The sequence below is a fragment of the Lentibacillus kapialis genome, from assembly GCF_014646635.1.
GTDB lineage: Bacteria > Bacillota > Bacilli > Bacillales > Amphibacillaceae > Lentibacillus > Lentibacillus kapialis.
On sequence record NZ_BMNQ01000029.1, the window covers coordinates 1 to 26,030 of the forward strand.

The following is a 26,030-nucleotide window of genomic DNA, read 5'->3' on the forward strand; positions in this document are numbered from 1 at the left end:
TATGTGACCGATGCCATGCATGACGTACGCAAAGATGTCCAAAAAAACTTGCCGACACAGGCAAGAAAGCAACTAAAGCGTCATCATCACTTGCTGGAAAAACGCTATGATGCCTTAACTCATAAGGAACAAGCAACTATCCAAGCCATTTTAAAGTATGATGAACAGCTAAACGCTGCATACAACTGGAAAGAGGCTTTTATTGATTGGTACGACTTAAGTGCCGATGCGAAGCAAGCTAAGCGGACATTGGATCAGTGGTATAAACAAGGTCACCAAGTTCACCACGCAGCTGTTGAATCCTGTATCAAAACCATTCAGAACTGGGAGACAGAAATTATCAACTATCATCGGCTGCGATTTACAAATGCGGTTGTGGAAGGACGCCATAATAAAATAAAAGCTTTACAACGGCGCCATTATTTCACTCGTAATCGGAATGTATACAAAGATCGCATCTTAGTCGAGTGCAACTTAGCTTACATGCAAGGGATTGCTTAATGGCGTCAACCATAGATTTTGGCGTTGAGCCAATTTTGTTTGTTGAAAAAAATGTATTCCTTTTTAAAAAAGGAGTATTTTCATTTTTGTGTAGTATTCTGGACAGTCAAAAGTTCTAGCAGGAAAAATAACCCTTTCTAGCGAATGATATAGGTGACTAACCATATCTCTGAAAGGAGTTCAGATTCGCTGAAAGGGTTATATAGTGAAAGTATACATGACTTTCATGCGAATCGCCACAGCTATGCTTAAATTTATCAATACCATTTTACGCGAATTTCGTTCCTGCTTTTCCCGGGAAAAAACGTTCCATTGGTTTGTTACCATTATCATCGGTTTAATGTTGCGTTCGGATCAGTTGGGTTTGACGTCGATTATGCGTGACCTTGCCCTACCCGGTCATCGTTACGAGACGCTGGTGCATTTCTTTCGGTCGTCTGCCTGGTCGCCCGCATCCCTGCGAAGCAAATGGCTGCAGATAGTTAAGCGTTTTGCCCCTCTTTTTTGCCTTAATGGTCGGATCGTGCTCGTCGGAGATGGGATGAAACAGGCAAAGGAAGCCCGGCATATGCCCGGTGTCAAGAAGCTCCATCAGGAGTCCGAGAATACCTCCAAAGCCGCCTACATTTTCGGCCATCTGTTTGGTGCTATCGGTGTTTTGATGGGCACACCGAGGAAATGGTTCTGTTTGCCCTTATTCATCAATCTGCAAGACGGCGTCAAAGCCATTTTCGACTGGAGCCATTCATCCGAGCGTTCTGAATCCCATGTGATTCAGATCATAGACCAAGGCTTTAACGCGGCAAAAGGATTGAAGGAGTATGCTCTCCTGCTTCTTGATCGTTATTTCCTGTCTGTCCCTGCCTTAAAGCGATTGACCCAATTGAACCAGTCAAGGGATGCCCAGTTGCACATTGTAACCAGAGCTAAGATGAACGCCGTTGCTTATGAACTCCCTTCCGGGGAAAAAGAAGGGGCGGGGGCGCCCGCGCAAAAAAGGAAACATGATCAAGCTGAATACATTGTTTCAAAGCCGTGCGAACGAATTTCAAACAGCCACGGTGACGATGTACGGCAAACAAGAAACCGTCCAATATCTGTGCCTGGATTTACTATGGGGGCAAGGCCATGACCAGAAATTGCGTTTTGTACTGGTGACATTTAACGGAAGCGTCTCGATTTTGGTCAGCACTGATTTGACGCTGAAAGCCGTCGATATCATTCACTTATATGGGCATCGTTTCAAAATCGAATGCACCTTTCGGGAGATGAAGCAGGCGATTGGTGGATTTAGCTACCAATTCTGGAGCAAATCCATGCCCAAGCTGAAAAAGTATCTCAAAAAAGGGGAGACACACCCGTTGGAGCAAGTCACCAAGCCAAAAGACAGGCGGCACATCCAGCAAACCGTCAAAGCCATTGAAGGGTTTGTGATGTGCAGTTGCATCGCCATGGGCCTGTTGCAATTAATGGCTGTAACCTTTTCGCATAAGGGCTAAGTGCGTTTCCTTCGTTATCTGAGAACGCCATCCAAGTCTATCGTCTCGGAGGCTACGGTCATGGCTTATTTACGCCGGTTTATTTTTCTCATGTTTGCTCGCAACCCGCATTTGACCGTAACCCAAATAATTCAAGAGAAATGGAAGAACACGGAAGAGATGCCTTGTCCCGACGATGATCGGATGGTGTCTTAATGTTTAAAACTTTTTACTGTCCAGTTTTTAAATGTTCATCACAAAAACATAGGTGTTTTTTCGTATTCCATATCAGACATTAAATTTTTTATTCTATGTCCTTTTGTTCGTTGGTTAAAACGTTTCATATTCGTTATGAAATCAACCTAATTCTTTATTACTCGTCATACCAGCTCCTCATACTACTTTTTTTCTCTTATTAGTGTGCTTTTTGAGATCCCGATTTTTTCGGTTACTTCCTTGTTCGAATTTGTTTCCAAAAGTTTTAAAGCTTCCTAAATATGAGCCTTCCTGAGAGTATATATTAACTTTTAATCATTTTGTGCTATTATTAATCATTTTATATGTGCAAAAAAACGGAGTTTTCGTGTATTTTAGGTGTAAGGTCTTTTAAGGAAATAACAGTATCAAAAGGGAGGGAATGATATTATTCTTATTTGGTGGCGTTTTCAACATGGTTTAGTAAGACTTTAATACTATAATCGGAAATTATCAAGTAGAGTTATCAGGCGTGCATTATAATAATATAGTTATAGTTGGTTTGTGATGGTTCGGAAAAATAGCATTTTTTGATTATTATTTTGTTCGTTTTTTTAATCTATAACATACAAATAGAAAGCGGCGATAAGTAGAAAAAGAAACAATTGATGTTATTCGTAGTGGAGACGTTAATTACGACAACATGTAATCAAAAATCCGAAATATCGAAATATAGTTCTTTAGGAGAAATAAAAGGTGAATTTGTACTTTGGCATTCATTTACACAAGGCTTAGAAATGATTTTGTGGAGGGAGGGGCTAACTCGTTTATGAAAGGGCATTCAGGAGTATTCTTACACTATGATTAGTGAAAATATTTTTACAAGGGATACAGGAATTAGTAAGGGTGTTTTTATGGACATGCCTATATAACTCAATGCGATGAAAAAAGTATTTAAATCTCTTGAGAGGAGTAAGTCTGAAATAAATCACTGGAGTTGCAACTAAATAAAAGCGCATGACAAATAAGCCATCACGGGGTGACTTTTTTGGTAAATTATGGAATATCAAAATCTTTATGTTACTGTTTCGGTAATTCGAAAGCCTTGAGACTTTGCCAATGATATTGCTTGTTCAACTGTGATTTCGCGACTTACTGGAAGAACATCAGCTTTTTGGTACAGATCAGGATTATAAGGTTCTTTTTTCTTCAGGATGTGGTAAATGGCTGTTAACAACATTCGTGCTATGGCGATAATGGCACGCTTGTGACCGCGACGCTTTTTGATTCTCAAATAGCGGTTTCGGATTTCGGGATGCTTATCGCTTTTGACTACAGCCGTAGCACACTGTACCAAAAGGGGTTTGATATATACTCCTGCTCTCGAGATTCTTACCGATTTTTTCTTGCCGGCACTCTCGTTATTCGTAGGTGTTAGCCCTGCCCAGGAACATAAATGCTTAGCTGTCGGGAACTCGTCCATATCGACACCTATCTCCGAAATCACGGCAATAGCGGAGAAGACGTTTTTAAAGGACGGAACAGTTAAGATTAAGTTAATTTCTTCTGTGTAGGGCTCGGCAAGAGAATGGATAAGTTTTTCAAGTTCTTCTTTACGAGCCTGAAGATTATCATAATGTCGTTTAATCACAGCTAGTTTTCCTGCTTGTTCAGGTGTAATAAAGCCATCAATGGCAAGTTCTAACTCGGGAATCTTGTCCTTCATCGAACCGTGAATAAGTGGTTCGATGGCAAAATCGGTATCAGTTGGATCTTCCAGCAGTTTCTCAATAATATTCATGGAACTCTTTCCAAAGGTATCCGACACGGTATTGCCGAGCTGGATGTTCGAAACCGTTAAGCTGTTTTGAAATCGATTCTTTTCACTGGACGTAAAATTCGTGAGTTTAAAACGATAACGCATCAAGTCACGAAGTTGCCGAATAGCCAGAGGAGGCATAAAGCTTCCAGCTACAAGATCATGTTTGAATAAATCGGCAATCCACTTGGCGTCTTTCTTATCCGTCTTTTTACCACGGATAGCCTTGACGTATTTAGGATGTGCCAGCGTGATTTTGCAGGAATCCTCCAACACATTAAACACGGGAATCCAGTATTTCCCGGTAGATTCCATGCATACATCCTTACAATCATTATCACAAAGCCATTGTGACAGCTCTCTAAGCCCTTTGGTATAGGTAGAAAAGCGATGGCGTTTGAAGTCGTGACACCCTTATTGTTGGTAGAAGCAATACAGGCGACGACAAAAGTTTTGTGGACGTCAATTCCACAACAAATGGGATAAACAATTTTTAGACCCATAGGGGGTAACTCCTTTCTATGATATATAGGGATAGACAGCATTGACTGATTGCCCAGCAATAAACGAGTAATGTTTATACAAAGATAAGTCTGCGTGCTCAAAGTCACACTTATTTGTGCTTGAAAAGGCAATCTACACATATAAATATGCGGTCACTCCGCAATCGGAATGGCCCACTCACCTCCACGTGATTTGTAGTTAACTGTGCATCTCTATAGATATAGAATAATATAAATATCGCTCAGTACAAGTACATTTCATAGCGTTTTGTGCCCTGAGCGAAGCGAAGGGAATGGTTATAATAATGGATGAAGCAAAATCATCAAAAATGATGCCTACCAAAATAATGTCTATCGGTCGCGTTAGGTGGCTCATGGTATCTTTATTATTTTTTGGAGCAATTGTAAATTATCTTGACCGTAGCACTATGAGTGTCGCAAACACTGTTATTGCTGATCAGTTTGACATTGGTCCTGCTGGTATGGGACTTCTTCTTTCCGCATTTTTATGGCCGTATGCTTTGGGAAGCTTACCGGCAGGTTGGATAATCGATAAAGTTGGTCCTAAAAAAACTTTAGGATGGTCGATATTTCTGTGGTCTTCGGTAACTGTAGTTAGTGGGTTTGCAACAGGTTTTCTCTTTTTATTTATTATGAGAGTTTTACTTGGTATAACAGAATCACCGTATTTTGCGTCAGGTGTTAAAGTTACAAATCGATGGTTTCCTAAGGAAAAAAGAGCCTTTCCGACATCAGTTTTCAACATGGGACCAACTGTTGCGAAAGCCTTATCACTCCCTTTACTTTCCGCAATTATGTTGGCGATAGGCTGGCAAGGTATGTTTATCTCAGTTGGGTTACTTGGATTTGTATTCGTTATCTTATGGGTTATTATTTACAGGGATCCGAATGCTGAAAATAATTTCGAAATTAATAATGATAACACTCATAAAAGTAACTACCAGTCTAATGTTCAAATATCCTGGGGGATGTTATTTAAGTATAGGTCTACTTGGGGGATGATGATTGGTGCATTTGGTACAAATTTTACACTTTGGCTTTACCTTACCTGGCTTCCGGGTTACTTGGAAACGGCCCGCAATATGGATATTATGACAACAGGTTGGGTAGCCTCTATTCCATTTGTTGCCGGTATTTTTGGTGTCCCCATTGGTGGACTTGTATCAGACTATCTTTTAAGAAAAGGATTAACTCCAATTAATTCGAGAAAAATTCCAATTGTGGTCGCAGCTATATTAGCAGCTGTTTCTGTTATGCCAGTACCATTTATTTCAAGCACCTCTATTAGTGTTTTGCTCCTTTCAATAGGTTTTTTTGCAAGTTCGGTACCTCCGAGTGTTATGTGGACATTAAATACTGATGTGGCTCCTCAAGGAAGGGTTGCCTCACTTGCAGGTATACAAAACTTTGGAGGATTCTTAGGGGGGGCTCTTGCTCCCGTATTAACGGGAGTGATAGTTCAAACAACTGGTTCATTCAAGTTGGTCTTCATTACTGGATCTTTATTATGTATTGTTGCCGCTATAGGTTATGGAATTATTCTTAAAAAACCAATCACGAATCATGTTTAAGAAATCGTTTTACTATAATTAACTGTTATAAAGTATATAGAGTGAAATAGTTATAAACACAAAATTTTAAATAAGGAGTTGTAAATATGAATCAGATAAAATATGGAATTGTCGGTACAGGATATTTTGGTGCTGGACTTGCAAGAGAACTAAACAAATTAGAAAATGCACGTATTGTTGCCATATATGATCCGAATAACGTAGAAGAAATAGCAAAAGAATTAAAGTGTGATATTGAAGAAGAAGTTGAATCCTTATGTCAACGGCAAGATATAGATGCAATTATTGTTGCATCACCTAATTGCTATCATAAAAAACCAGTTTTATTATCAGCCAAACATCATAAACATGTATTTTGTGAGAAACCAATCGCCCTTTCCTATAGCGATTGTGATGAAATGGTTGAAATGACAAAACAAAACGAAGTGATTTTTATGGCTGGACATGTTATGAACTTTATGAACGGCGTGCGAACGGTAAAGAAATTAATTAACCAAGGAGAAATTGGAGACATATTATTTTGCCACGCTGAACGGAATGGATGGGAGGAATCCCAATCACAGATAAGCTGGAAAAAGAAAAAAGCTTTATCAGGAGGTCATTTATATCACCATATACATGAATTAGATTTTGTTCAATTTTTAATGGGGCCAGCGACTAGAGTGTGTATGACGGGTGGAAATGTAGCTCATCAAGGTGAGCAATTTGGTGACGAAGATGATATGCTGTTTATTACTCTGGAATTTGGCGGAGATAGGTTTGCGACTTTACAGTATGGATCTGCGTTCAGATGGGGAGATCATTTTGTGAAAATCCAGGGAACAAAAGGAGCAATTTTAATAGATTTACAGGATGTTAAGGTTATATTGAAAACTCCAAATAATGAACAACAATTTTTGTTACATGAGTCACAGGAAGAAGATGAAGATAGAACTAGGATATATAAAGGAATAGAAACAGATGGAGCTATTGCGTATGGTAAACCTAATCAAACTCCACCGATGTGGCTGCATTCTATAATGGAAAAAGAAATGAAGTATTTTCATAGTATTATGCAAGGAACAGGGATTGAAGAAGAATTTATTCCATTATTAGACGGTACTGCGGCTAGAGCCTCTATTGCTACAGCTGATGCTCTTACTTTATCAATGGAAAAAGACAGAAAAGTAAGTGTGGAAGAGATTCTGACAAAAGAGGTATTAGCAAATGATCTTCGACAAAATTGAGAATCTCTCAATGTACACGTTTGCCAACGAATCTCTTAATCAAGCGATAAAACATATTATCGGGACACCAATTGAAGAAAATGGTTCAAAGGAAAATTTTCAAAAGAACAATTACCAATATTCAACTTGTAAGCTATAGGGATTGTATGCTATCACCTCTTGAGGTATTTTATCTTAAGAGGTGATATTTTGTTTAACCCATTTTGATTAAAAATGATAAAATACAGTGAATACTACGGTTTTGATTATTTATAGTAAAAAACGTGGAATTTGTATTTGGAAATCAAAAAATGTATTAAATGTTAAACAAGGGAATCAAAATATATTTAAATTCAAAATGCGAGTTGTCTATCTCGGTGCGGCCGTCAAAGCTGAGAATCTAATGGAGTGAAAGTATCCTTAAATTAACCGATTTGGATTACTAATAAATCCAATACATGGAGAGGTTACAAACAGGCCCTGCTTGGAAGTAAAAGTCAGGTAACGATGGGAAAATCCTACTTTCAGACGGGTCGACTACAACCGTCAAAGACCAACCATATAGGATACAACCGAGATTGGATTGGGGATTTAGGATTGACGCATGAGGTCGTAGTAGCGAAGAGGAAAGAGTAATGCCTTTCTAAGCAAAGAGTGCTATGCTTTTATAATGGTAACACCGGAGTATAGCGAAGGATCTTTGGGCATTTGGGTCGCCATTAACACAAACAGAACATCAGATTCAAAGTCTATAAATTATTGGTTCATGTCTAGCACATAAGCAACCTATTTTTCTATAAGTGAATATGTGTATTTACACTTAATTCCAAATTCACTTTCCACAGCAGGTGGTCGTTTAATGTTACCTTTAAGAGAGAGAAGGATTTTAATGCATCAAAATAGTGTGTATAAAGCTTTGCGTCTGAATTATCTATATGTAGGTCAATATACTTTTCCAAAAGAATGGAGTTATTTTGAATCTATTATTCCTTATTCAATGATACGTCTTATTAAAAGTGGGTATGGAAAGTTTGTCATAGATGACACGGAGTATATTGTTGAAGAAAACAATATAATTTATATTCCTCAAGGAAGCAAACTTGCATGTGAATCATTATCTGAGGAGTTTACGTTTATTAGTATTCGGTTTACTGCTTCTATTCCTTTAAATGATATTGAATTATGGTCAGATACTTTAGGCTTAAACACAAAAATTGTTTGTAATGACGTTCAAGTGCGAGAATATTTTAATCAAATGATTATGGAAAAACAAACAAATCATAAAGGTAAATCCTTCTTGTTAAGGGGATATTTAGAATTAATTATAGGATATGTTATCAATTCATCAGAGTTAATTATAGAAGAAGACAAGTATAAAAACAGAAAAACATTAGTTGAAAAAAAAATAGATAATAGAGTCAAAACAGTAATTGATTATATGATAAATCATCCTGAAAAAAAAATATGTATTGATGAAATGGGTAGCATGGTCGACATAAGTTCATCATCACTCAGAAGGCTATTTAAGTTACACACAGGTAAATCGCCAGGTGCATTTTTAATAGAATTAAAAATGACTTACGCGGCGCGCAGTTTATTGGAATCTGACGAAAGTATTTCTTATATTGGATATTCTCTCGGTTTTGAAGATATGAATTATTTTTCAAGAGTATTTAAAAAACACTTTGGAGTAACTCCTAGTTCTTATAGGAAGATATCAAGAGATTGATTATTTAGCAGAAGTTGGGAAATGTGTTGGAATTCTTGATGAATTATTGGAACAAATTACTACAGCAAAGGTTTATTAAATTAACGGGCGCGCGCGACAAGTTCCGCTATAAACGCTTTGAGGCGTGAACATGCGGGGAATTTTATTAAATTCTAACGTTACAACGGAGGATGGGAATGATGGAACCACGTTTCCTGAAACCATCCCGTCAACAAATCCTGCATGTGTCAAGGTTGACAGGCTTTGGGGTATGAAGCACAGGTGATTCGGCTGAACGAAGGCTGAAGCCATGTAACCTGGATTCCCGCCATTACATAACGATGAATTGGGTAAAAACATGAAAATACCGGGCTTTATGCCCTTTTTTTATTGTTTTCATAATTCGTTATGTGTTACAATACACATAACGAGGAGGCGAAAACATGGCTATCGTCTATCAAACAGATAAGCGTTCAGGGATCACCTATGCGTATGAGTCCATTTCCTACTGGGACAAGGACAAGCAACAATCTCGATCCAAGAGAACCCTAATCGGACGGTTAGACAGTAAAACCGGAGAAATTGTTCCGACAGACGGCAGGGGACGCAAAAAGAAAGAGAGGCATGCCGTGATAAAGAGAGGTCCTGCTCCCTCTGTACAAACCGCACGTTATTTTTACGGTGCCACGTATCTGCTGGACGAGATCGGTGCGAGTACCGGCATTACAGAAGACCTGAAAGCGTGTTTTCCCGACAAGTACCGCCAGATTCTATCCATTGCATACTATCTGGTCCTGGAGGACAACGCTCCGCTCTACCGTTTTGAAAAATGGAGTCAACTACATAAACATCCTTACGGTCAAAACATCACGTCTCAGCGAAGCAGCGACCTGTTCGCGTCCATCACCGAAGGCGCGAAATATAAGTTCTTCCAGTTGCAGGGAAAACGGCGGACGGAAAAGGAATTTTGGGCCTATGATATCACCACTATATCCAGCCAGTCTGAACTTTTGAGACAGGTGCAATACGGCTGGAATAAAGAAAACGATCCACTGCCTCAGCTAAACCTGGCGCTGGTGTTCGGCGAAACGTCCAACCTGCCGTTTTATTACCGCAAACTGGCCGGTAATATCCCGGATTCCAAGACCGTCAGAAAGCTGCTTGCCGATTTGGATGTGCTTGGCTTCTCCAAAGTGAAGCTGGTCATGGACAGGGGCTTCTATAGTCAGGAAAATATCAACGCCTTATTGAAAAGCCATTTGAAGTTCCTGGTCTCCGTCAAAATGTCTCTTACGTTCGTCCGGAAAGAACTGGATGCGATCTATGACGGTTTTCGATCGTTTGAACACTACAGTGAGAAATACGAGTTATATGCCCGAACGGTCCGGACAACGTGGCATTATACGCAGCACCGTCCGTATAAAGGGGACATCCTGACACAGTACAGGCGTATATATATTCACTTTTATTACAATATTGACCGAGCTGCGGAGGACGAAAAAGCATTTGACCGCAAGTTAATCAACCTGCGTCGTGAATTGGAATCAGGGAAAAGGCTCCCGGAACATGAAAAGCAGTATCAAACGTATTTTGAGACAAAAACCACACCGAAACGGGAGACAAAAGTCACCGTCAAAGAAGAGGCTGTCGACAAGGCCAAGCAATATTTTGGATTTTTTGCACTGATGACTAATGAAACGATGGGTGCCATCGCTGCGTTAGAGCTTTACCGTAATAAGGACGTTGTTGAAAAAGCGTTCGGGAATCTAAAGGAACGGCTGAACCTGCGCCACACATTGGTATCATCCGAACAGAGTCTGGATGGAAAGCTTTTTGTGGAGTTTGTGGCACTCGTCTATCTTTCGTATATCAAAAAACAAATGCAGGATACTGATTTATCCAAAAAATATACGTTACAAGGCGTGCTGGATCAACTGGATGTTATAGAATGCTTTGAAGCGCCCGGGAAAGAACCGCGTATTGGCGAGCTTCTCAGCAAACAAAAAGAAATATATGGAAAACTTGGTGTTACCCCGCCTGCCTCGTTATGAGTAGGCGGGAATCCAGAAAGCCACTCTTTTTTTAGCCTGGATTCCCGAAATTTATAACGAGGGAGGTTTCACTCCGAGCGCATGGTAAATATCTTTTTGTTTTTTTGTCATTTCCCCTAATACTTGACCGTACTCTGGCGCCTCCAGTAGCTCAATAATGTCCAATTCATCGAGTAATCCATGAATCGTCCATTTATCTATCAAATAAACCGGCATCCTGCATCTTCTTTTTGATATAGGACAAGTAAATAAGTGCCATAAATTCGATAAAAAGCTTGCCATCCAGTGATAATTCGGAAGAAACTTGAAATCGTCTAACGTTAAGGCGCTCTTTAAGATTGCCAAAACCTTTTTCCACGATATCCTTGCTGCGATATAGCGACAACGCTTCAAACGGATCTTTGACCTCATTGGACAACAATGCAAAATAACCATAATTTCTGGCGGCTTCCCGCATGGCTTCTTCTTTCGGTTGGACTTTCCTCCCACGCTTTGGCGTTTCCGTCACCTCAAAGTATTTGTCATAATCCTTCCTGCGATACTCTTTCAGTGTATTATTCCGTAAATCACGATGCAGGCTTGTCAAATAATCATTCATGTCCGCTTGGTCTTTAGGTGCTTTTTCCGGGTTGTGAAACAATAATAAATACGGGAATCATAAGGAAATTATAAAATTGAAATTCACTTATTCAGCAAACCCTAATTAGTGTTGTGAGAGTGGTTTTGCATCACCATTTAATTTATAAAAATTAAATAGATTTAAATTTTTAGATAAAACAATATTGACAATATTATCAACGTGCTATATTATATACACAACTAGTTGTATATACAACAATTTAGTAATGTGAATTGGAAACTGTAATCGTTTTCCGGACATTATGATTATCAAATGACGAAGAGGAGTGTATGAATATGAGAAAAAGACTAGTATTATTTCTTGTCTCAATTTTTACTTTCAGTGCTTTATTGGTTGGTTGCGGGAAAGGAAGTGACTCTGCTCAAAGTGACTCTGGAGATAAATCGGGGGAAGGGTCTGAAGTTAATCTAACTAAGAGACCAATTACTTTGGTGGTTCCTTGGTCTGCCGGTGGTATTACTGATGCAACAGCTCGTATACTAGCTGAGGAGGCAGTCAATTATTTACCGGAGGGCGCTGAGATTGTGGTTGAAAATCGTCCGGGAGCTAGTGGGAGTATTGGAGCAACAGAGATAGCGAGTGCAAATCCCGACGGGTACAATTTATTAATTTCGCCTTTAGTTCCAATAACAGAAGGTCCACATTTTGGGGAAACTTCATACGGTTATAAAGATTTTACACCAATAACTCAAGTTTTATCTACTCCGACGGTGTTTGCTGTTAATGCTGACAGTGATATAAAAAGTTATGAGGAATGGATAAAATATGTAAAAGATAATCCGGGAGAGTTTAGTTATGGAAGTCCTGGAGCGGGAACGCTGGACCATATAGCTATGGAAGCCATCGCACTAGAACATAATTTAAAAATAGAACACGTCCCCTATAAGGGAAATGCTCCAATGATTAGTGACCTATTAGGTGGGCACGTGGATGGTGGTCACATGCAAATACCAGATTTAATACCTCATGTTAAGGAGGATAAAGTAAATGTTCTGTGGAACACTGGAAGCAAAGGATTTCCTTATATGCCTGAAGATATCCCTACAATCAGAGATAAAGGAATTGATTTAAATATGGATGCCATCACAGCTATTGTGGGTCCCGCTAATCTTCCTGAAGATATAAGGGGTGCATTAAATGAAGCTTTTAAAAAAGCTATTGAATCAGAAACATTTAAAGAAAAAATGAATAAATCGAACCTTGCTCCTTCTTATGCAGGTCCAGAAAAGTTAAAAGAAATTATTGAGAAAAGATATGAAACCAGCGGAAAAATAATTGAGGAAGCAGGTCTCGCTGAATAAATATATTATTAAATATAGTAATCTTATAGAATTATGTTTAGAAATAGAAGCTGACATGTGATAGAGTTCAAACTGAAAAAGAGTTTTTGAACCTTGACATGTCAGTGGGAAAAGTAGTTCAGGCTTAAGGATGAACCTTAATTCCTGATTTCATTTAATCAATGTATGTAGTTACTATAAAAATGATATTAGCATGTATTTAAAAAGAGGAAGACAAGGTCCGAGAATTTCGAGGCGGCGCAGTTTTAGCAACGAGATAATGCCTTTAGATACATGTGGACTAGGGATGCTTCTCGGAATTCGCATCCCCCGACAGAAGAAAGTGTTCTTCTCATCAAGAAATGGAAAAACAAGCGAAATTCGACGCCTCGAAAATTCTCTATTATTAGATCAAAGAAGATATTGCGGAGTGAAAAGTATGAATGAAATGAAACGTGAAAGATATACTGCGCTTTCGTTATTAATTTTTGGTACTACCTTATATTTATCAATTCCCTATGTAATTCAAGGAAGTGAAGGGTTAGGAGAAGTTGGTCCAGATTTTTTCCCTAGAATTTTAGCTATTCTTATTATCGTTTTAAGTGCTATACAGTTTGTTAAATCTTTCTTTCCTAAAATTTTTAACATAGAAGAAATAGAAGCAGATGATGAATTTGAATATGTAGAAAACGACAGTAAGAAAGGAAGATTTCTGGCAAGTGCTTTTGTTTTTTTAATGATGTTACTTTATATATTTGTGCTAGTTGAATTTTTAAGTTTTATCTTATCTACAATTATTACTATGTCTGTTATTATGTGGGTTCTTTCCGTGCGCAAATGGTATTTTTACCTAATCTTAATAAGTTTTGTTATTATAGTTGACTATATATTTAGGAATTTATTGTATGTTCAACTTCCATAATAATATTAAAAAAGGGGGGATAAAGTGGGAGATCTACTACTACAAAGCCTGTTGAGTGTTCTTGAAATCAAAAATATTTTATTTATGACTGTGGGAGTATCTTTAGGTATAATTTTTGGGGCTATACCTGGCTTAACAGCTACTATGGGAGTAGCTGTCTTACTACCTATTACTTTCGGAATGGAAGCGACTACAGGTCTGTTATTTCTTTTAGGGATTTACTGTGGTGGTATTTATGGAGCCTCTATACCTGCGATTTTAATAAGAACACCAGGTAGTCCTGCTTCTGCAGCAATAATAGATGATGGTGACATGCTTGTTAAAAAAGGAATGACCGCAAAAGCATTACATGTTACGGTGTTTGCTTCAGCCTGTGCAGGCATTATAAGTACTCTTATTTTATTATTTGTAGCGCCTCAATTGGCACAATTCGCATTAAAATTTGGCCCAACAGAGTATTTTGCTATTGCTCTTTTTGGTCTAACAATGATAGCGGCAGTTAGTGCTGAGTCAATAGTTAAAGGGGTCATAATGGGAGCCTTAGGTATGTTAGCGTCAACAATAGGGATGGATCCAATAACAGGATCTGCTCGATTTACTTTTGGCAACATTAATATGCTAGGAGGTATTGCCCTTATACCAGCATTGGTCGGGATGTTTGCCATATCTGAGATATTAATTCGCTCTCAAAATGCTCATGTTAAATTACAAGGAAAAGAAAATAAAATTAAAGAAAGACCGACTCCAATAAAAAAAATGGTTAAATATTGGAGAGCTATTGTTAAATCGAGCTTTATTGGTACTTTTATAGGAATGATACCTGGTACTGGAGCTCCTTTGGCATCGTTTATAAGCTACAATGAGGCTAGAAGAAGTTCAAAAAATAAAAAAGAGTACGGTAAGGGATCTTTAGAAGGTATAGCCGCTGGTGAAGCAGGCAATAACGGTGTTACTGGTGCAACTCTAATACCTTTGCTAACTCTAGGGATACCCGGTGATACAGTAACAGCTATCTTACTTGGAGCCCTTCTAATTCAAGGGTTGAATCCTGGTCCACAATTGTTTACCAATCATGCAGATGTAATGTATGCGATAATGGTAGGTCTACTAGTAATAAATATTATAATGTTTATACAAGGAAGATTAGCTGCACGATTATTTGTTAAAGTAACTTCTATTCCCATGAATATTTTAATACCAATACTAATCACATTATGTTTTGTAGGGGCTTTTGCCGTTAATAATTCTGTTTTTGATGCAAAAGTAATGTTAGTTTTCGGCGCTATAGGATTTATGATGTCGAAATTAGGCTTTCCAATAATACCAATGCTTTTAGGGATTGTGCTTGGTCCAATAGCTGAACCTAATCTTAGAAAAGCTCTAATAAATTCTAACGGTAATTGGTTGGTGTTTTTCACGGATCCTATTTCATTAGTATTTATGATATTGGCAATTGCTACATTTTTCATGCCATTAATTAAAACCTATTTTTCCAATAAATCAAAGTCACCTGTTTAAATGTTGACTTTATCGAATTATAAAACTATAGTTGTATATACGTGTATACAACTATAGAAATTGTACTAGGAGGAATAACATGAAATTAGACAATTATGGATTGGAAATGTTTCGTTTTGAGCTGGAAGAAGCTGTAGGGTTAGAAAATGTGATAACTGTAGAAGAAACAAGAGAGGAGCTATCAATTGATCAATATTGGTTAACTCATATGTGGAAAGAAAAAGGTAAGGATTTAACCCTGCCATCATTCATAGTGCGCCCGGGTGCTACAGAAGAAACATCCAAGGTAATGCGTATTTGTAACACTTATAAAATACCGGTTGTACCAAGGGGAGGAGGATCAGGTACAGCTGGTGGTGCTGCTACCATTCATGGTGGAATTGTACTTGATTTAACACGGATGGATAAAGTAATAGATATTGATGAAAAGTCTTTAATATTAACAGCGCAAACAGGAATTAACGGAAGGGTGTTAGAAGATTATCTTAACGAAAAAGGATTAATGTTAGCTCACTATCCATCCTCAGTTGACATAAGTACTTTAGGAGGATATATAGCAGCCCGAGGTTCAGGTGTTATGTCTACCAAGTACGGTAAGGCTGAAGATATGGTACTTTCTGTAGAGGTTGTTTTACCAGATGGACGAATTATTGATACTCTAACGACCCCTAACCACGCATGTGGTCCAGGACTGCTTCAACTTTTTGTTGGTTCAGAAGGGACGTTAGGTGTTATTACAAAAGTTAGGATGAGGTTAGATCCTTTACCAGAATCAAGAATGTTTCGCATGATTCAATTTTCTACAATACATGAAGGTCTTGAAGCGGGTAGAGAAATTATGATAAGCAGGTTAAAACCAGCTGTTATCAGATTGTACGACCCAGGTTCTACGGAAAAATCTTTAAAAACAACAGGTGTCGACCTGGATGGAAACTACATGGTGTTGATGTTTGATGGATATAAAGAACTAGCAGAAATAGAAATGAAAAAAGCCGTTAATATTTGTCTTGAAAACGGCGGAAAAGACTTAGGGACTGAGCTAGGAAAGCATTGGTGGGATACAAGGTATGTTGCTTATAAACCGCCTGTTCACCCTGCATACCCGTTACTTTATGGAACACCAGAAACTGTTACCACTTACGATAATATTGAAAAAGTTTATATTGAGAAAAAGAAATTGATAGAAGAAAAATATAAACAATGGAATGCCAAGTATACGGCCCATTTCTCTCATTGGTATTCTTGGGGAACTATGATTTATGACCGGTTTTATGTTGAAAATCCTCCAGAGGACGCTAAAGAAGCGTTTCGGTTATACAATGAAATGTTTGCTGAATCCTCACGTATAAATTTAGAAAATGGTGCTATTCTTAACGAACATCATGGAATAGGATTTAAATTAGGTTGGTTAATGCATGAGCAGTACGGTGATTCTTTTGATGTATTATTGGATATTAAAAAGGTAATAGATCCAAAGTGCATTATGAACCCAGGAAAATTAGGTTTTGGTATTTGGTGAAAAGTGGAATCCGGCATCTAGGTGTTGGATCAGACATAATAAAGGGGAGTCTTATGAATGGAAGCTTTAGTTTATGAAGGTAATAAAACTTTATGTGTGCGGGACGTAAAAAAACCGGAAATAAAACAAGGTGAAGTGCTTATAAAAGTCTCATATGCAGGTATTTGTGGTTCTGACTTACTTATTTGGAATGGTGGTTATCCAAGAGTCACACCTCCTATAACAATAGGACATGAATTCAGTGGTATAATTGAACAAGTAGGATCGTCTGAATCAGAATTTAACGAAGGCGATCGCGTGGTTGTTGAGCCACTTATTACCTGTGGTATATGCCCAGCCTGTGAAACAGGTGATTATAATTTGTGCACTAAATTAAATTTAACCGGTATAGATCAAAATGGTGGTATGGCACAGTATGTAAGCGTCTCTGAAAACCAAGTAATACAAATTCCTGATAATGTTACATTGAGAGATGCTGCTTTTACCGAGCCTTTAGCTGTTGGTGTCCATATGACTGGACAAGCTAATGTATCTGCAAACCATGTTGTTTTGGTAGTGGGTGGTGGCCCTATTGGATTAATTGCTGCATCCGTTGCTAGATCAAAAAGCGCAGACGTATATATATCTGAAATTAATGATTTTCGCTTAAATAAAGCTCAAGAATTAGGTTTTAAGACGATTAATCCAAAAGAAACGGATGTTACAAGTGTTTTAGAATCTATTACTGAAGGATATGGATGTGATGTAGCTATTGAAGCCACTGGTACAGCTTTTGGTTTAACAGATTGTATTGAAACTACTAAACCAAGAGGTACAGTTCTTATAGGTGGAATGGCTAAGAAAAAACTTGAGGTTGATACGTATAGAATTTTGGCTAAGGAACTTCATGTAACCGGGTCACGTGTTTATACAAGGAAAGATTTTGTTGAAGCATTGGAATTGATAAAGACAAATAAATTCATTCCAAAGAATCTTGTAACGCACCTTGTTCGCTTAGATGAAGCTGTTTCGAGAGGGTTTGAGCCGATTGAACAAGGTGAATCAGTAATGAAAGTATTAATTACTATTGATAAAGGATAGGTTGCTTATGTCAAGGGAATTCGTATTGGGGGTAGATCATGGTACTGGAGGGTGTAAAGTAACATGTTTACGATCAGATGGAAAAGTCGTTTCAGAAGCTTACGCACCCTACCATTCATTCTACCCACAAGAACGTTGGGTAGAACAGGACCCAGATCATTGGATAGAATCGGCTGTTAAAGCTTGTCAAGAAGTATTGTCAAAGTTTACAGCTGATGAACGAAAAAAGGTAAAAGGAATAGGTTTTTCAGCCCCTCACCATGTTGCGGTGTTGCTAAATAAAAATGAGCAAGTAATACGCAACCCGATTATGTGGAATGACCAAAGAAGTGGTGATGAGTCTCAGGAGTTATCTGAAAGATATGGTGAACGTATTTTTGAATTGACATCAAATGCACCAACACCAACATGGACTTTATGTCATTTACGTTGGATACAGAAAAATGAACCCAAAGCATTCCAAAACATTAGACACATATTACTTATGAAAGATTATGTTCGTTATCGTTTTGGAGGTGAAATGGCAACAGATTATATTGAGGCCGAAGGAACGCTATTGTATAACATTAATAAACAAGAATGGTCTGAAGAATTATGTGGATTAATATCACTTAATTCCGATGTTCTTCCTAATATTTGTGATCCAATGGAACAGTCAGGGGAATTAATCCCTGAAATGGCAGAAGCGCTAAATCTTCCTCCAGGAATCCCGATTATTATCGGAGTGCCAGACACGGCTGCTGAGATTTATGGTAGCGGGGTAGTATCTGAAAAATCAGGATTAGTGAAGCTCGCTACTGCCGGAAATTTTTCCATTTCCACACAAAATAAGGTTAGGAATTCTAAAATAACAACATATCATCATGTGATTAATAACCTGTACTATCAAAACAGTGCCACAAATTTTGCGGCTTCATCGTACAGATGGTTTAAAGAGGGGTTCCTAAAAGAAACAGAAGGTGATGCTAGTCATGATTCCGTATATAATATTATGAATAAGAAAATGGAATATATATCCCCGGGTTCGGAAGGTTTAATTTTTCATCCTTATTTAAATGGAGAGAGGTCTCCACATTGGGATCCCTATTTAAAAGGAAGCTTTTTTGGTATTACAGCTCGACATTCGAGAAAACATTTTGCTAGAGCAATTTTAGAAGGGGTAGGATATTCAATAAGAGACGCTTCTGATGAATTTCCATTTGATGTGAACTCTCCGCTTAAAATTATTGGTGGTGGAAGCAAAGGTGAACTTTGGGTTCAAATCATGGCTAATATAATGAATAATGAAATGGAAGTTCCTCAAAACAGTGATTCTTCTTTTGGAACTTGTTTAATTGTAGCAACAAGTGTAGGCTGGTTCGAATGCTTAAAAGAGGCAACAGAGAATGCACAAAAAATAGTGTATAGAGCAACTCCAAAGAAGGATGCAGTTAATAAATATAACGAATTATTTGAGATATATCGTGAGTTCTACAATAATACTAAGGATTTGTCACATAAACTAACAAATATTCAAGAAAGAATCTAAATTTTATTCAAGATATAATTCACTGATATATTTGAATACTAAAATTAAAGGTATATAAGGAAGGTTAGGTGTAAAACATTGCCATTTATTCATGTAGAAATATTAGAAGGTTTGACAGAAGACCAAAAACAAGAAATTGTTGAAGAAGTAACATCATCATTTCAGAGAGTTGCTAAAGTACCCCAGGATAAAGTTTTTATTTTCTTTGAGGATTTAACAAAAAGTAATTATGCTAAAAATGGTAGCTTAGTATCTCGTTTGCAGGATAAAAACTTATGATAATCGATAATATACTTTATAGGAGTCATGATGATGCTTACTAATCATATTCCGATTTATATGCAGATTGCGGATGATATTAGAAATAAGATTCTCAATGAAGAATACAAGATTAATTCCAAAATTCCAACAGAAGATATGATTGTTGAGCAGTATGATGTATCACGTATGACAGGAAGACAAGCAGTTACTGAGTTGGTTAATGAGGGATTGGTATACAGGGTACATGGAAAAGGTGTTTTCGTGTCTAGAAAGAAGTTGGAAAGGAACCTAAACAGGTTAAATGGTTTTTACGAAGACATGAAAGAAAAAGGATATACTCCTGGATCTAAAATAATTAAATTTCATAAAAGGTTGCCAACTCAAAGAGAACAGCACATTTTATTAATGAAATCAAACCAAGAGGTTTACTATATTAGACGCATTCGCTATATTGATGATATTCCTATTGCGCTTCAAAGTTTAATAGTACCGGTACATCGAGTGCCTAATCTTGATTGTATTGACTTGAATCAAAGATCCTTTTATTCCTATTTAGAAGAAAATGGTACTCCGCTTAAGAAAGCGGAGCAAAGAATGGAAGCTATTATGGCACCTGAAATAGCAAATGAAATGGATATTTCGCCAAAGTTACCGTTCTTTTATTTTGAAAGAATATCATGCGATAAGAATGAAGTGCCTTTAGAGTTACTATCTTCATACTTTAGAGGGGATCAATATTCTTATGCGATAACATTATACAGAGATTAAAGATTGTCAGTCATTTTTAAGCTTTAATTAGTTAGTTTTTATTTATTATTAGCTTAAGGGGTGAAAATATGAAAGTAAAATCTGCTGTACTAACAGAGTCCGGGGCTACGTCTCCATATGTAGAATCATTACCAATTAAAATTGAAACCTTGGATCTTGATCCTCCGGGAGAAGGCGAGGTTTTAGTGAATATTAAAGCAGCAAGTTTATGCCACTCCGATTTATCCGTAGTTAATGGAACTCGCCCACGTCCAACACCAATGGCATTAGGACATGAAGCATCAGGTGTAGTGGATAAAGTTGGTGAGGGTGTTCACAATTTTGTCCCTGGTGATAAAGTGGTTTGTGTATTCGTACCAAGTTGTGGTAATTGTCTATCTTGTCGTGAGGGGCGGCCAGCTCTATGCGAAGTTGGTGGAAAAGCTAATAATGACGGAACATTACTAAATGGAAATATTTGTTTACACAAGAATGGTAAAGATATATATCATCATCTAGGTGTATCCGCGTTTTCGGATTATGTGGTTGTGAATAAAAATTCATTGGTAAAAGTAAATAATGATATCCCTTTTGATAAATTAGCTTTGTTTGGTTGTGCGGTGATTACAGGAGTTGGTGCTGTTACAAATACTGCAGATATTAAGTTTGGGAGCACCGTTGCAATTGTTGGTCTGGGGGGAGTTGGATTGAGCGCTCTTATGGGAGCAATTGCGGCGGGGGCCAGCCATATTATTGCAATTGATATTAATGATGAAAAATTGAAATATGCTAAGAAATTAGGGGCTACAGATACATTTAATTCTAAAGATAAGAAAGTCATAGATGAAGTTCTTAAAGCATCAATAGGCGGGGTAGATTATGCATTTGAAACAGCAGGAGCAATCGCTGCAATGGAAGTTGCATATGGTATAACGAAACGTGGAGGATCAACGGTTACAACTGGATTGCCAAATCCAGAACAGTTTTTTTCTTTTCCATATGTTACTTTAACCGCTGAAGAAAAAAGTATAAAAGGCTCGTATGTTGGAAGTTGTGTTCCTCAAAGGGATATTCCCAGATTTATAGATTTATACGGACAAAACAAACTTCCGGTTGATGAGTTGCATACAGATACAATATCACTAAAAGAGATTAATGAAGGTTTTGATAAGTTAGAAAATGGTGAGGCACTTAGGATCGTAATTGATTTAAGTAAATAAATCACGAAGAAAATACGAAGGCTAAAAAAGTTTAATACCCCTCAAGAAGGTTGGCTAGCCCACCTTCTTCATCAAAATTCTGGGTTCTTCCTATTCTTTAGAGAAACACGCAAAATTGGTGCAATGGCAGATCTTGCAATTGTGGAAGCTAGTGAGTCAAAGCAGATTGTTACTTCTTTCAGCGGGGATAAATTCGAATGTTGTTCGGTAACTTGCACCACTTGTATAACAGATAAAATATTAGAACAGGGGTTGTATATACTGGAAAGAGTCTTCAGCAAAGTGGATTATATGGAGGGAGTTACTGGTAACATGTCATTTGACTCATTTACTTAATTTGATTGGTTAGCAGAAAGGGGTAATATACATGCCGGAAACACTACGGGTGACAAATCCTGCAACAGGAGAGCTTGTTGATGAAATAAGAATAAATACTAGGGAAGAAATTTTTGAGAGATTGTCAAAAGGTCACTCAGCATTTAAACAATGGTCCAAAGTGAATGCACATGAACGGTCAAGATTGTTAAAAAAATGGTCCGATCGAATCCAGGAAAATAAAACAGATATTGCCAGAGTCATGACGCTGGAAAGTGGGAAACCCATCAAAGAGTCCTTAGGTGAAGTGGATTATGCAACCAGTTACATCGAATGGTATGCAGAAGAGGCAAAACGTATTTATGGTCGTACCATCCCGGCCAATACAGAATCCAAACGTATAATTGTCACGCTTCAGCCAGTGGGACTTGTTGCAGCCATTACACCATGGAATTTTTCTGCGGCCATGATGACGAGAAAAGCTGCGCCGGCACTCGCTGCAGGATGCACGTTCGTGGTGAAACCAGCAGAGGAAACCCCTCTGACAACAATTAAATTTATTGAGTTGGCACATGAGGCTGGTATACCTGAAGATGCAGTTCAATGTGTAAACGGGTATGGCAATGAAGTCGGGAAACTGTTCACCGATAGTGAATACGTGCGCAAAATTACATTTACAGGGTCCACCCCAGTCGGAAAGCATCTTATTAAAAACAGTGCAGATACATTGAAACATGTCTCGATGGAATTAGGCGGGCATGCCCCACTGATTATCGCAGAAGATGCGGATCTTGGTTTTGCTGTCGCCCAAACGATGGCTTCCAAGTTCAGAAATGCCGGTCAAACGTGTATATGTGCGAATCGCGTGTTTGTACATGAAAATATAGCTGAGGAGTTCTCCGACAAGTTAACCAAAGAAGTTAGCAAACTAACAGTAGGGAATGGTATAGAAGAACAGACACAAGTTGGACCTGTGATTAATGAAAAAGGCTATGACAAGGTAATTTCACAACTTGAGGACGCCACGGAAAAAGGAGCAAAGGTGTTATGTGGCAATCAATTTAATGCCAACAGAGAAGCAGGTTATTTTTATATCCATCCGACTGTACTCAAAAATGTAAACGAAAACATGAAAATGATGCAGGAAGAAACATTCGGACCAGTTGTCCCAATAACAACCTTTGAATCAGTTGAAGAAGCGGTGAAGATTGCCAATGCAACACCTTTTGGATTAGCTGCCTATTTCTTTACCAATGATTATCGAAAAGGAACATTTCTTCACGAAAACTTAAACTTCGGTATTGTTGGCTGGAACGATGGTGCCCCGTCTGCCGCACACGCACCATTTGGTGGCATGAAAGAAAGCGGATTAGGACGTGAAGGTGGCATAGAAGGTATTGAACCTTATTTGGAAACAAAGTATTTGTCTGTTGGAGGATTGTAAGAGCTGTTCAGCTAAAAATGAATTTCTTATCTAAGATAATTTATGTGAGGTTTCAAAACCTCACAAATTTCAATGAAAACACGAAAATGGGTTGAAGACAAGTTCGTGTTTTTAGTGACCTAATAATACAACATGAGAAAAATGAGGAATCCAAGAAATACTAAATAAAACCGTCGAGTAAGGATGGCTTGATGTAAGCCGCCTATAGATCTTTATATTAAAGTTATTTTTGACCTCCTAGTCAATTATTAGCCTGTATTAAAATTAAGGCGCAGCTTATATCTGAATAATAGACACCTTGGTATATTTATAAAGTGCATAAGAACTCCCGTAGAATTATTTTAGTTTTTTCTGCGGGAGGTTTTTGTGTAGAAAAAAACCTATATAGAGTGGACTATTCACTAAAGTTACTCACTTTTTGGAATAACGATTTTTCTTAATAGTCTTGACAATCAGTCAATATCCGTGATAGTTTAAACGTACCATGTAACATGTTACATGGTACAAGGAACTTAAAAACCTTTGTAAACGGATTCACTATTGTTGCTATAAGAAGTGAGGTGAAAACTTTTGGAGTCACAGAATGTTAACCAAGACAGTTTAGAAAAAACATGGCAATCGAAAATTTTAAAGTATATTGGTGTTATTTCAGCAGTGATTTTATCAATATTTCATTTGTATACTGCCTATTCAGGTATATTCATTACTGCCATTGTGCATTACTCTATTCATTTATTACTAGTTGCAGTAATCTTTCTGACTATAACTAAACCCTTGAGTAAAGTTAATAAACATCTAATATGGCTGGACCTTTTGTTTTTGACCTTGGCAGCGTACTCAATTGGCTATGTCATCTTTAATTATTATGAAATCCTATCTATTATGGGACCTACTACAATGAGTTTGGAACAAAAACTCTCTGCTACAGTAATATTGCTTCTGGTATTATATGCAGCATTTAGAATCAACAAAGCTTTTTTTATCCTGAGTATATTAATGCTGCTTTATGGACTCTTTGGAAATAACCTTGGAGGCCCTTTTCAGCACGCAGGTATGAGTATTGAACGACTCGTATACTTGATTTCTTATACTACGGACGGGGTTTTTGGTGTAGCTCTGGGTATCTCAGCCACATATCTATTTATTTTCATCTTCTTTGGTGTTGTTTTGGAGAAGACCGGAACAGGAGATTTTATCCTTAAAGCCTCTCAAGCTTTGGTTGGAAAGTATGTAGGTGGGTCTGCAAAAACATCAGTTATAGCAAGTGCAGGGATGGGGTCTGTTGTAGGTAGTTCAGTAGGGAATGTAGTATCAACAGGGTCATTAACTATACCTGTGATGAAAAAGTCAGGGTTCAGGCCTCACATCGCTGGTGCAGTTGAGTCAGTTGCCTCTGAAGGAGGGCAAATATTACCACCTATATTAGGTGCTGGAGCTTTTATAATGGCAACGATGACCGGGATACCTTATGTGGATATAGTTGTAGCCGCGACAATTCCTGCTCTTTTGTATTTTATTTCTGTTTTGACTGTTGTCGATTTTGAATCAAGAAAATTTAATATAAAAGGATTAACCAAAGATAGATTGCCTGACTTTAAAAAAGCATTTAAAGAGAAAGGTCATCTATTAATCTCAGTTGGAATCTTGGTTTATCTCTTATTATTTGATGGAATGGGAATTATGAAAGCTGGTTTTTTTGCAATCATTTCATTACTCTTGCTAGCGATGCTTCGCGAAGAAACTCGTTTAAAATTTACTGATTTTATTAGGATATTAATTGATGGCGCAATCGGAGCGATTGAAATAGCAATCATTTGTGCAACTATGGGTATAATTACAGGCGTTGTAGTATTTAGCGGAATTGGTGCAAGACTTAGCGAAATTATTATAGGTCTAAGCGGTGGAGACATTTTCTTGACATTAATTGCCGCAATGGTTGTTTCCATTATTTTAGGAATGGGCTTGCCCACCCCGGTAGCTTATCTGATGTCCGCACTTTTTGTAGCGCCTGCCTTAGTGGATATTGGAGTTCCAGTATTAGCTGCACATCTATTCTTGTTCTATTTTGCAGTTAAATCAGGAACAACTCCACCTATTGCAATAGTTGCGGTGGTTGCTTCGAATATTGCAAAAGCAAACTGGTTTAAAACGGCGATTGCGGCAAGTTTATTTTCTTTACCAAGTTTCGTTATTGCCTATGCGTTTGTCTTTCAACCTGCATTATTGTTTGAAGGATCCTGGAGCAATATTTTGTTAACATTTATGACCGCTTTAATCGCAGTAATAGGAATTACAGGAGGAATCCAAGGCTGGTGGTTGAGAAAATCTAATTGGATAGAAAGAGGGGGGCTAATTGTTTTTTCAATATGTACAATATTTCCAAACACAATTTTAACCATCATAGGCGTTCTAGGTATAATAGTAATAACCTTCTATCAATACATGGGGTTAAAAAACACTGCGTTTAAAGGTTATGAAAATACTATATAAAAAGTAAGGAGTGA

20 protein-coding genes and 2 pseudogenes are annotated in these 26,030 nt (G+C 37.8%); 19 read left to right on the plus strand and 3 right to left on the minus strand.

What is annotated here, in order from left to right; genetic code table 11:
- The 4 genes from IEW67_RS10540 to IEW67_RS18340 all read left to right on the plus strand — a co-directional run.
- Positions 1-501: transposase (locus IEW67_RS10540; RefSeq protein WP_188633037.1), on the plus strand; the 501-nt coding region annotated here is incomplete at its 5' end.
- A gap of 205 nt (positions 502-706) precedes the next feature.
- Positions 707-1,633 carry a transposase gene (locus IEW67_RS10545; protein WP_188633038.1) on the plus strand — a complete coding sequence of 309 codons (927 nt, stop codon included), beginning with the start codon at positions 707-709 and terminating at the stop codon, positions 1,631-1,633.
- A gap of 7 nt (positions 1,634-1,640) precedes the next feature.
- Complete coding sequence (locus IEW67_RS10550) at positions 1,641-2,000, plus strand: hypothetical protein (RefSeq protein ID WP_188633039.1); 360 nt, start codon at positions 1,641-1,643, stop codon at positions 1,998-2,000.
- Between the two features lie 60 nt (positions 2,001-2,060).
- Positions 2,061-2,195 carry a hypothetical protein gene (locus tag IEW67_RS18340; protein ID WP_268238663.1) on the plus strand — a complete coding sequence of 45 codons (135 nt, stop codon included), beginning with the start codon at positions 2,061-2,063 and terminating at the stop codon, positions 2,193-2,195.
- A gap of 182 nt (positions 2,196-2,377) precedes the next feature.
- Here the strand turns inward: IEW67_RS18340 and IEW67_RS18575 are convergent.
- Both IEW67_RS18575 and IEW67_RS10560 read right to left on the minus strand, forming a co-directional pair.
- Positions 2,378-2,458, minus strand: a pseudogene (locus IEW67_RS18575) (recombinase family protein); the annotation flags it as partial.
- A 791-nt stretch (positions 2,459-3,249) separates the two neighbouring features.
- Positions 3,250-4,350 carry an IS110 family RNA-guided transposase gene (locus IEW67_RS10560; RefSeq protein WP_229671750.1) on the minus strand — a complete coding sequence of 367 codons (1,101 nt, stop codon included), beginning with the start codon at positions 4,348-4,350 and terminating at the stop codon, positions 3,250-3,252.
- Positions 4,351-4,801: 451 nt separating this feature from the next.
- Between IEW67_RS10560 and IEW67_RS10565 the strand changes: the two genes are divergently transcribed.
- From IEW67_RS10565 to IEW67_RS10580, 4 genes are all read left to right on the plus strand, one after another.
- Positions 4,802-6,088: an MFS transporter gene (locus tag IEW67_RS10565; RefSeq protein WP_229671743.1), complete on the plus strand. Its 1,287-nt coding sequence runs from the start codon at positions 4,802-4,804 to the stop codon at positions 6,086-6,088.
- An 86-nt stretch (positions 6,089-6,174) separates the two neighbouring features.
- Positions 6,175-7,314: a Gfo/Idh/MocA family protein gene (locus tag IEW67_RS10570; RefSeq protein ID WP_188633040.1), complete on the plus strand. Its 1,140-nt coding sequence runs from the start codon at positions 6,175-6,177 to the stop codon at positions 7,312-7,314.
- Positions 7,315-8,152: 838 nt separating this feature from the next.
- On the plus strand, positions 8,153-9,022 hold the full coding sequence (locus IEW67_RS10575; protein WP_188633041.1) for an AraC family transcriptional regulator: 870 nt from the start codon (positions 8,153-8,155) through the stop codon (positions 9,020-9,022).
- 422 nt (positions 9,023-9,444) lie between these two features.
- Complete coding sequence (locus IEW67_RS10580) at positions 9,445-11,052, plus strand: IS1634 family transposase (RefSeq protein ID WP_188633042.1); 1,608 nt, start codon at positions 9,445-9,447, stop codon at positions 11,050-11,052.
- A 51-nt stretch (positions 11,053-11,103) separates the two neighbouring features.
- Here the strand turns inward: IEW67_RS10580 and IEW67_RS10585 are convergent.
- Positions 11,104-11,701: pseudogene (locus IEW67_RS10585) on the minus strand (IS1634 family transposase); the annotation flags it as partial.
- A gap of 266 nt (positions 11,702-11,967) precedes the next feature.
- Here IEW67_RS10585 and IEW67_RS10590 point away from each other — a divergent pair.
- From IEW67_RS10590 to IEW67_RS10640, 11 genes are all read left to right on the plus strand, one after another.
- Positions 11,968-12,993 (plus strand): Bug family tripartite tricarboxylate transporter substrate binding protein, encoded by a 1,026-nt coding sequence (locus IEW67_RS10590; RefSeq protein ID WP_188633043.1) that lies wholly within the window; start codon positions 11,968-11,970, stop codon positions 12,991-12,993.
- 418 nt (positions 12,994-13,411) lie between these two features.
- On the plus strand, positions 13,412-13,894 hold the full coding sequence (locus IEW67_RS10595) for a tripartite tricarboxylate transporter TctB family protein (RefSeq protein ID WP_188633044.1): 483 nt from the start codon (positions 13,412-13,414) through the stop codon (positions 13,892-13,894).
- 24 nt (positions 13,895-13,918) lie between these two features.
- On the plus strand, positions 13,919-15,412 hold the full coding sequence (locus IEW67_RS10600; protein WP_229671746.1) for a tripartite tricarboxylate transporter permease: 1,494 nt from the start codon (positions 13,919-13,921) through the stop codon (positions 15,410-15,412).
- A gap of 79 nt (positions 15,413-15,491) precedes the next feature.
- Positions 15,492-16,931 carry an FAD-binding oxidoreductase gene (locus IEW67_RS10605; protein ID WP_188633045.1) on the plus strand — a complete coding sequence of 480 codons (1,440 nt, stop codon included), beginning with the start codon at positions 15,492-15,494 and terminating at the stop codon, positions 16,929-16,931.
- A 57-nt stretch (positions 16,932-16,988) separates the two neighbouring features.
- On the plus strand, positions 16,989-18,011 hold the full coding sequence (locus IEW67_RS10610) for a zinc-dependent alcohol dehydrogenase (protein ID WP_188633046.1): 1,023 nt from the start codon (positions 16,989-16,991) through the stop codon (positions 18,009-18,011).
- A gap of 7 nt (positions 18,012-18,018) precedes the next feature.
- Positions 18,019-19,539, plus strand: a complete 1,521-nt coding sequence (locus tag IEW67_RS10615; protein ID WP_188633047.1) for a xylulokinase — start codon at positions 18,019-18,021, stop codon at positions 19,537-19,539.
- A 54-nt stretch (positions 19,540-19,593) separates the two neighbouring features.
- On the plus strand, positions 19,594-19,818 hold the full coding sequence (locus IEW67_RS10620; RefSeq protein WP_268238664.1) for a tautomerase family protein: 225 nt from the start codon (positions 19,594-19,596) through the stop codon (positions 19,816-19,818).
- 27 nt (positions 19,819-19,845) lie between these two features.
- Positions 19,846-20,568 carry a GntR family transcriptional regulator gene (locus tag IEW67_RS10625; protein ID WP_188633049.1) on the plus strand — a complete coding sequence of 241 codons (723 nt, stop codon included), beginning with the start codon at positions 19,846-19,848 and terminating at the stop codon, positions 20,566-20,568.
- Between the two features lie 68 nt (positions 20,569-20,636).
- Positions 20,637-21,767 (plus strand): zinc-dependent alcohol dehydrogenase family protein, encoded by a 1,131-nt coding sequence (locus IEW67_RS10630; protein ID WP_188633050.1) that lies wholly within the window; start codon positions 20,637-20,639, stop codon positions 21,765-21,767.
- A 367-nt stretch (positions 21,768-22,134) separates the two neighbouring features.
- On the plus strand, positions 22,135-23,526 hold the full coding sequence (locus tag IEW67_RS10635; RefSeq protein WP_188633051.1) for an NAD-dependent succinate-semialdehyde dehydrogenase: 1,392 nt from the start codon (positions 22,135-22,137) through the stop codon (positions 23,524-23,526).
- Between the two features lie 570 nt (positions 23,527-24,096).
- Complete coding sequence (locus IEW67_RS10640; protein WP_188633052.1) at positions 24,097-26,016, plus strand: TRAP transporter permease; 1,920 nt, start codon at positions 24,097-24,099, stop codon at positions 26,014-26,016.
- The last annotated feature ends 14 nt before the right edge of the window (positions 26,017-26,030 follow it).

Excerpts from the sequence above, each read along its gene's own strand:
- IEW67_RS10590 (WP_188633043.1), top strand. The coding sequence starts at position 11,968 with ATGAGAAAAAGACTAGTATTATTTCTTGTCTCAATTTTTACTTTCAGT.
- IEW67_RS10580 (WP_188633042.1), top strand. The coding sequence starts at position 9,445 with ATGGCTATCGTCTATCAAACAGATAAGCGTTCAGGGATCACCTATGCG.
- IEW67_RS10615 (WP_188633047.1), top strand. The coding sequence starts at position 18,019 with ATGTCAAGGGAATTCGTATTGGGGGTAGATCATGGTACTGGAGGGTGT.
- IEW67_RS10570 (WP_188633040.1), top strand. The coding sequence starts at position 6,175 with ATGAATCAGATAAAATATGGAATTGTCGGTACAGGATATTTTGGTGCT.
- IEW67_RS10595 (WP_188633044.1), top strand. The coding sequence starts at position 13,412 with ATGAATGAAATGAAACGTGAAAGATATACTGCGCTTTCGTTATTAATT.
- IEW67_RS10635 (WP_188633051.1), top strand. The coding sequence starts at position 22,135 with ATGCCGGAAACACTACGGGTGACAAATCCTGCAACAGGAGAGCTTGTT.
- IEW67_RS10605 (WP_188633045.1), top strand. The coding sequence starts at position 15,492 with ATGAAATTAGACAATTATGGATTGGAAATGTTTCGTTTTGAGCTGGAA.
- IEW67_RS10575 (WP_188633041.1), top strand. The coding sequence starts at position 8,153 with ATGTTACCTTTAAGAGAGAGAAGGATTTTAATGCATCAAAATAGTGTG.
- IEW67_RS10565 (WP_229671743.1), top strand. The coding sequence starts at position 4,802 with ATGGATGAAGCAAAATCATCAAAAATGATGCCTACCAAAATAATGTCT.
- IEW67_RS10610 (WP_188633046.1), top strand. The coding sequence starts at position 16,989 with ATGGAAGCTTTAGTTTATGAAGGTAATAAAACTTTATGTGTGCGGGAC.
- IEW67_RS18340 (WP_268238663.1), top strand. The coding sequence starts at position 2,061 with ATGGCTTATTTACGCCGGTTTATTTTTCTCATGTTTGCTCGCAACCCG.
- IEW67_RS10625 (WP_188633049.1), top strand. The coding sequence starts at position 19,846 with ATGATGATGCTTACTAATCATATTCCGATTTATATGCAGATTGCGGAT.
- IEW67_RS10630 (WP_188633050.1), top strand. The coding sequence starts at position 20,637 with ATGAAAGTAAAATCTGCTGTACTAACAGAGTCCGGGGCTACGTCTCCA.